General features: G+C 68.5%; 5 protein-coding genes. All 5 read left to right on the forward strand.

Annotated features, from left to right (window positions below):
* Positions 1 to 717 precede the first annotated feature (717 nt).
* The 5 genes from ACWD01_RS37035 (at position 718) to ACWD01_RS37055 (ending at position 5,710) form a co-directional block, all read left to right on the forward strand.
* Positions 718 to 1,068 carry a helix-turn-helix domain-containing protein gene (locus ACWD01_RS37035; RefSeq protein ID WP_451168345.1) on the forward strand — a complete coding sequence of 117 codons (351 nt, stop codon included), beginning with the start codon at positions 718 to 720 and terminating at the stop codon, positions 1,066 to 1,068.
* A gap of 112 nt (positions 1,069 to 1,180) precedes the next feature.
* Positions 1,181 to 3,121, forward strand: a complete 1,941-nt coding sequence (locus tag ACWD01_RS37040; RefSeq protein WP_451168347.1) for a GAF domain-containing sensor histidine kinase — start codon at positions 1,181 to 1,183, stop codon at positions 3,119 to 3,121.
* A complete protein-coding gene (locus ACWD01_RS37045) occupies positions 3,118 to 3,780 on the forward strand; it encodes a response regulator (RefSeq protein WP_451168349.1) in 663 nt (220 codons plus the stop codon). Before ACWD01_RS37040 ends, ACWD01_RS37045 begins: the two co-directional genes overlap by 4 nt.
* Positions 3,781 to 3,941: 161 nt before the next feature.
* Positions 3,942 to 4,358: a hypothetical protein gene (locus ACWD01_RS37050; RefSeq protein WP_451168351.1), complete on the forward strand. Its 417-nt coding sequence runs from the start codon at positions 3,942 to 3,944 to the stop codon at positions 4,356 to 4,358.
* A 149-nt stretch (positions 4,359 to 4,507) separates the two neighbouring features.
* Complete coding sequence (locus ACWD01_RS37055; protein ID WP_451168353.1) at positions 4,508 to 5,710, forward strand: heparin lyase I family protein; 1,203 nt, start codon at positions 4,508 to 4,510, stop codon at positions 5,708 to 5,710.
* The last annotated feature ends 94 nt before the right edge of the window (positions 5,711 to 5,804 follow it).

Genomic DNA, 5,804 nt, shown 5'->3' on the forward strand with positions numbered 1-5,804 from the left:
ACGTCTGGCACCGCTCCGTACGCGCCGCCCCCGAGGGCCGCCCGCCCCCAGGGGTACCGGGCCGGCAGCGCGGCGACCGGTCCACCGCCACGACCCTCGCCAATGACTTGTCGCGGGCCGTGGGCGTTGGGCACAGGTGACCTGACCAGTCGCCCCACCTCCTACTGAGGTTTTCGGGTCGTCGTCGGGTGGTGACGGTTCATGATCCTTGCGTATGCCGGTGACATGCGTTATCGGGTCTGTCAAACGAGCGGCTCTGTCGCACATCCGGTGGTGACGGAGTGTGAGAATCTTCCTTCATGAGTTTCAGAGCGTGCGATCAGCGCCTGACCTCGCTGTTTCGCGAGCGGACGGCGCTGCCGTGAGGAAGCCGTCCGGCAGCCAGGCTCACATCGGCGGGCACCGTCCAGGTCCGCCGACTCGGGACAGCGACCGCTGCAACGTGCTGACCTGCGACTCCCTGATCGGTGGGTCCACCAACGTCACATCACCGTCCGTCACCACCGGATGTGCGACAGAGCCGAACGTTTTACAGTCCCCGTGCGGCGCGGCGGCCCCGGCCGACGCGCAAGCCAGGCGTCCGAGCCCCGATCCCCGGCTGCGTCCGCGCCGCCCATCCCGCCTTCGCCTTCCCTCAACTCCAGCCAGGGACTGGGCGGAAGCGGCCGCCACGGGGATGTCAGCGCCCCTCCCCGAGGACGGCGACGACGAGGGCTCGTGGACGTGCTCGCCTGGGCCCGCGAGCACCTCCACGAACCGCTGCCCGTGGCGGAGTTGGCGCGGATGAGCCGCCGCTCCGTCGCCCGCCGGTTCACCGCCACGACCGGCACGACGCCGCACGCGTGGGTGCTCGGCATGCGGCTCGGCCGGGCGGAGGAGCTCCTGGAGACCACGGACCTGCCCGCGCAGGAGATCGCCCGCTTGGCCGGCTACGGCTCCGCGGCCGTCCTGCGTGAGCAGTTCGTCCGCCGCCGGGGCGTGCCGCCCCCGCACCTACCGCCGTACGTTCAGGAGGATGCGGTAGCCGCTGGAGCCACCCCGCTCGCACACCAGGTATCGACTCAGTAACGCAGCGTCATAACCGGCGGGTAGCTCTTTAGGCTCCTCGCGAGCCGCTCTGGTGGCGGCCTTCTGCGCGGGGGGCTGGTTCATGGAGAGATACCGGCGGTGGGCTTATCCGGTGGCTGCCGGCGCGCTGAGTGGTGTGGCCGCGGCGGTGTGCATCGCGGCGTACGAGAACCGACTCCAGGACCTGTACTGGGGCGATGCCGGTATCTCGGTCTCTTTCGCGGCCGTCGGAGGACTGCTGGCTCATCGGCTGCCGCGCCACCCGCTGGGCTGGCTGATGCTCCTGATGGCGCTGAGCGGTTCGCTCGGATGCCTGATCCACCAGGTGTGGCCGCTGGCATCGGCGGCACGGATGCCCGGCACAAGTGTTCTCGGCTGGATGACGGCGTGGGTGTGGTGGCCGGCCTTCGGCGCGCTTCCCCTGGCTCTTCTGCTGTACCCCACGGGACGCCTGCCTTCGCCGCGCTGGCGTCTGACCGGCCTTGTCTTCTCGGCTCTGGTGGTTCTGCCGACCGCCGTCCTCGCAGTGGTCGGGGCCATCCATCCCACGGCCGGCGTGGTGGATCCCGAGGACATCGGGCAGAGCCCTCTCTTTCCCGTCAACCGGGTCACGTTCATCGCTTTGCAGGTATGTCTGCTGATTGCCCTGGTCTCGCTCGTGACACGGTGGCGAAGAGGAGCGCGGCTGGAGCGCGACCAGTTGAAGTGGCTGGCCTTCGCCGTCGCGCTGGCCATAGGCGGGCAGGTCGCGCTGGACCTCGTGCCGTACTCGCCTGTGGTGCTGCATGGGATCGGCTTCTGCCTTGATGCCGGCGTTCCCGTCGCCGTGGCCGTCGCGGTACTGCGTTACCGGCTGTGGGCCATTGATCTGATCATTCGACGCTCGCTTGCCTATGCGGGCCTCACTGCGGGCGTGGTCGTCCTGTATGCGGGTGTGATGTGGTCGGTCAACGGTGTTCTCCACCGGAGGTCCACCTTCGCGGCCTCCTTGCTGGCGACCGGCGTCGTCGCGGTGGCTCTTCAGCCGCTGCACCAGCGCAGTCAACGTGCCGTGAACCGGATCTTCTTCGGTGACCGGGACGAACCCCACACCGTCATCGCCCGTCTGACCGCACGTCTGCGGTCCTCGGTCGAGCCGGACGCCGCCCTGCCCATGGTGGCCCGCACTCTGGCAGACGCGCTGCGCCTGTCGTACGTAGCCATCGAGACACCCGCCGGGCCCCGCGTGCGTCATGGTGCGCCCACCGGCACCGTACTGACTCTTCCCCTGAAATACCGGAACGCGGTCATCGGCCGGCTGATGGTCAGCCCTCGACTGCCGGGAGACGACCTTTCCTCCGCCGACAGAGAACTGCTCAACCAGACAGCCGGACTGGCGGCGATGGCCGTGGAGACCGCCAGGCTCACCGCCGACCTGAGGGAATCGCGTGAACGTGTGGTGCGTGCACGGGAGGAAGAGCGCCGACGTCTGCGCCGGGACCTGCACGACGGCGTCGGGCCTTCCCTCGTCGGGCTCCGCCTGCGGCTCGCGGCAGCCGAGCACGTGGCCGAGGGCAGTGCGGAGCACCTGCGCGAACGGCTTCAGGCCCTTCAGGTCCTGGTGGACGGCATCACGTCCGATGTTTCCCAGGCTGTGGTGGGCCTCCGCCCCGGCGCTCTCGACGACGAAGGGCTGATCGAGGCCCTGCGTCTGTACGCGGACCAGCTGTCCTCCCCCGACAGCATCCGCATCACCGTCGAGTCCGAAGGGGACGCAGCGGATCTGCCCGCAGCAGTGGACGCCGCCGCATACCTCATCGCCACAGAGGCCATGACCAACGTCATCCGGCATGCAGCTGCCACGCGGTGCGTCGTGACCGTACAGGTGTCCGACTTCCTCGAACTGAGTGTCGCCGACAACGGAAAGGGGCTGAGGGCGCAGCGTCGCGCGGGAGTGGGGCTGACCTCCATGCGTGAACGGGCGGAGGAGCTGGGCGGCGAGCTGGTGCTCGACACGAAGCAGGAGCGCGGTCTCACTGTGGTGGCGCGCCTCCCGCTGGGGAGCCCGAGTTGACACCGATCCGGATGGTCATCGTCGACGATCATGAAGTCTTCCGCAACGGTCTGCGCGACTACGCGGAGGTGGCGGGCATGCATGTGGTGGGTGAGGCCGGCAATGCCGCGGAAGCGGTGGACGTCGTTCTAGACACGGAACCGGACGTCGTGGTGATGGACTTGGAGATGGCGGGAGGCGACGGGCTGACAGCGATCCGCGCTTTGGCCGGCGAACGGCCGGACCTGCCGGTCGTCGTGGTGTCCGGCTATGACGAGGGTTCCCGGGTCGGCGACGCGCTGCGTGCCGGTGCCGCCGGATTCGTACTGAAGACGTGTTCAGCACCCGCTCTGCTGGCGGCACTCGGTGCGGCCGCGCGAGGACTGACCGTACTCGACCACACTGCGCGCAGCCACCTCTTCGTCGCACTGGAGGCGGCACGGACGCCGGTGGTCCCTCCCTTTCCCTCCCTCAGCGGGCGGGAACGTCAGGTGCTGACCCTGCTGGCGCAGGGCAAGGAGCCGTCCCGGATTGCCCGTGAGCTCTTCCTCGACCCTCACACGGTGCACAACTACCTGTCGTCCGTCGTTCGCAAGCTCGGTGTGGCCGGACGCAATGAGGCCGCGGAAGTAGCGCGAGCCCACGGCTTGGGGAATGGTTCCGGTTCCCCGGCCGGGTGACCTGCGACCGGGATGATCGAGGACTGATCGGGGAGTGCTCCCGGGACACCCGGGAGCCGAGCATGGGATGCGTCGGCTCAGTACTCCGATGCGGCCGGGAGCAGGCAAAGAGAAGAACCACTTCTCCAAGGCCGCCTGGACACCATTTGAAGGAGCATCGCATGACTCGAGCGTCGCTTCGGCGCCTTGCCGTCACCCTGTCGGCCATCAGCGTCGTGTCAGGTCTGAGCCTGGGACCGGCCGGTCTTGCCCAGGCATCGCCACGGCCAGCGACGGCCGCCGCGACACAGCACGTCCTCTCGGCTCTTGTTCGGGCAGCAGCAACGCAATCACCGCCCCTCTACTACCACGACGCCTACAACTTTCCGACGTGGGTCTTCGGGAGGACGCGGCTGTGCATCACAGCCGACTACTCGGCCCCGGGCACCGCAAGGGTGCAGAGCAGCGCGCCCCTTGCGGCTCCGGAGTACGTCTCCGTAGCAGCGGGCCAGACGCGTTGTATCGAGAGGTGGTGGGGCGGGTTCCCGGTCAACGCGATGAACATCACCTACAGCCGGCTGACCGTCACGGCCCGCTGAGGAACGGGGTCACGGGTCTGGTCCCGTAAACCCGCCCGTTGTCGCGCCGGAGGCCCCTGGGCTGTCCGGAGGCGAGTGAGAGCTGGTGCCCCGCCCTCGGGGCGCACGAACGAAACCACTCGCTTGGCGTCCTACGAAGGAGCTCGAGCATGAAAAGGTCACGTATCAGAGCATCGATCGTCGCAGTGAGCTCGGCGATGCTGGCCGCGGGAGTGGCACTGGCACCCGTGCAGACAGCCATCGCCGACCCCGCCGGCGTGCAACGCACCCTCGACTGGGAGCAGTCGGCCGACCGGACCCTCCCCGCCGCGGCACCGGCGAACCTCAACAAGCAGTGGGCCACTTCGTACGGAGCCACCAACGTCACGAGCCCCACACGCGACGGCTCCCACGCAGCCCGCTTCGAGCTGCGCAAATCCGATCCGGTCGTCTCCAGCAGCAAGCGGGCGGAGATCTCGCAGCGCGACGAGCAACCCGCGGGCGCCGACCGGTGGTACGGCTTCAGCATCAACCTCGCGACCACATGGACCCACGACACCTCGGCCGAGATCGTGAGCCAGTGGCACCACTGCGACGTCGGCTGCCCGGGCACCTCTCCCCCCTTGGCACTTCTGACCGACGAAGGGCGCTGGAAGATCGACTTTCGCGGTGAGCCCATCGATCTGGGTGCCTACACCACGGGGACCTGGGTGGACTGGGTCTTCCACGTGACCTGGAGGACGGACAGCACCGGCCTCCTCCAGGTGTGGAAGAACGGCGAACGCGTCGTGCACCGGACGGGCGCCACCCACGGCGGGGGACCACGGTCGCCGTACTTCAAGTTCGGTATCTACAAGTGGGATTGGAACACCGGAGCTCCCTCCAGCACCACGCAGCGGGTGATGTACTACGACGCGCTGCGTCTGGGTGACGAACGCGCCGTCCACACGGACATCACGCCCCAGCGAACCTGTACGCGAGCCCCGGTGATCGCCGCCGCGTCCGCCACCACGTACGAGGCGGCGAACCCGCCTTCCAACGCCATCGACAGCAACCTGACGACCCGCTGGTCCGGCCAGGGATTCGGCGCCGCACTGATCCTCGATACGGGCAAACTGCGCCAGCTCTGCGGCGCCACCGTGGCCTGGCATCGCGGTGACCTGCGGTGGAACGACTACACCATCCACGCTTCACAGGACGGCGTCTCGTACACCAAGGTGTGGGAAGGCCGCAGTTCCGGGACGACCACGGCGCCGGAGACGGTGCACTTCTCCTCGGGCGCTCGGGACGCCCGCTACCTCAAGATCTCGTTCTGGGCGAATCCCGAGAACGACTGGGCAAGCATCACCGAAGCGAGGCCACTCGGCCTCTAGCGAAGCGAGGGACTGCCCGGCCGGGCCCGCCGCAACGGCGAACGGGAACAGCGGCACCAGGCGCAGCAGCAGTACGGCCACGAAACCGCGGCGT

This window comes from Streptomyces sp. NPDC002835, from assembly GCF_053591995.1.

Coding starts and splice junctions, on each gene's coding strand:
- ACWD01_RS37055 (WP_451168353.1), top strand. CDS start 4,508: ATGAAAAGGTCACGTATCAGAGCATCGATCGTCGCAGTGAGCTCGGCG.
- ACWD01_RS37050 (WP_451168351.1), top strand. CDS start 3,942: ATGACTCGAGCGTCGCTTCGGCGCCTTGCCGTCACCCTGTCGGCCATC.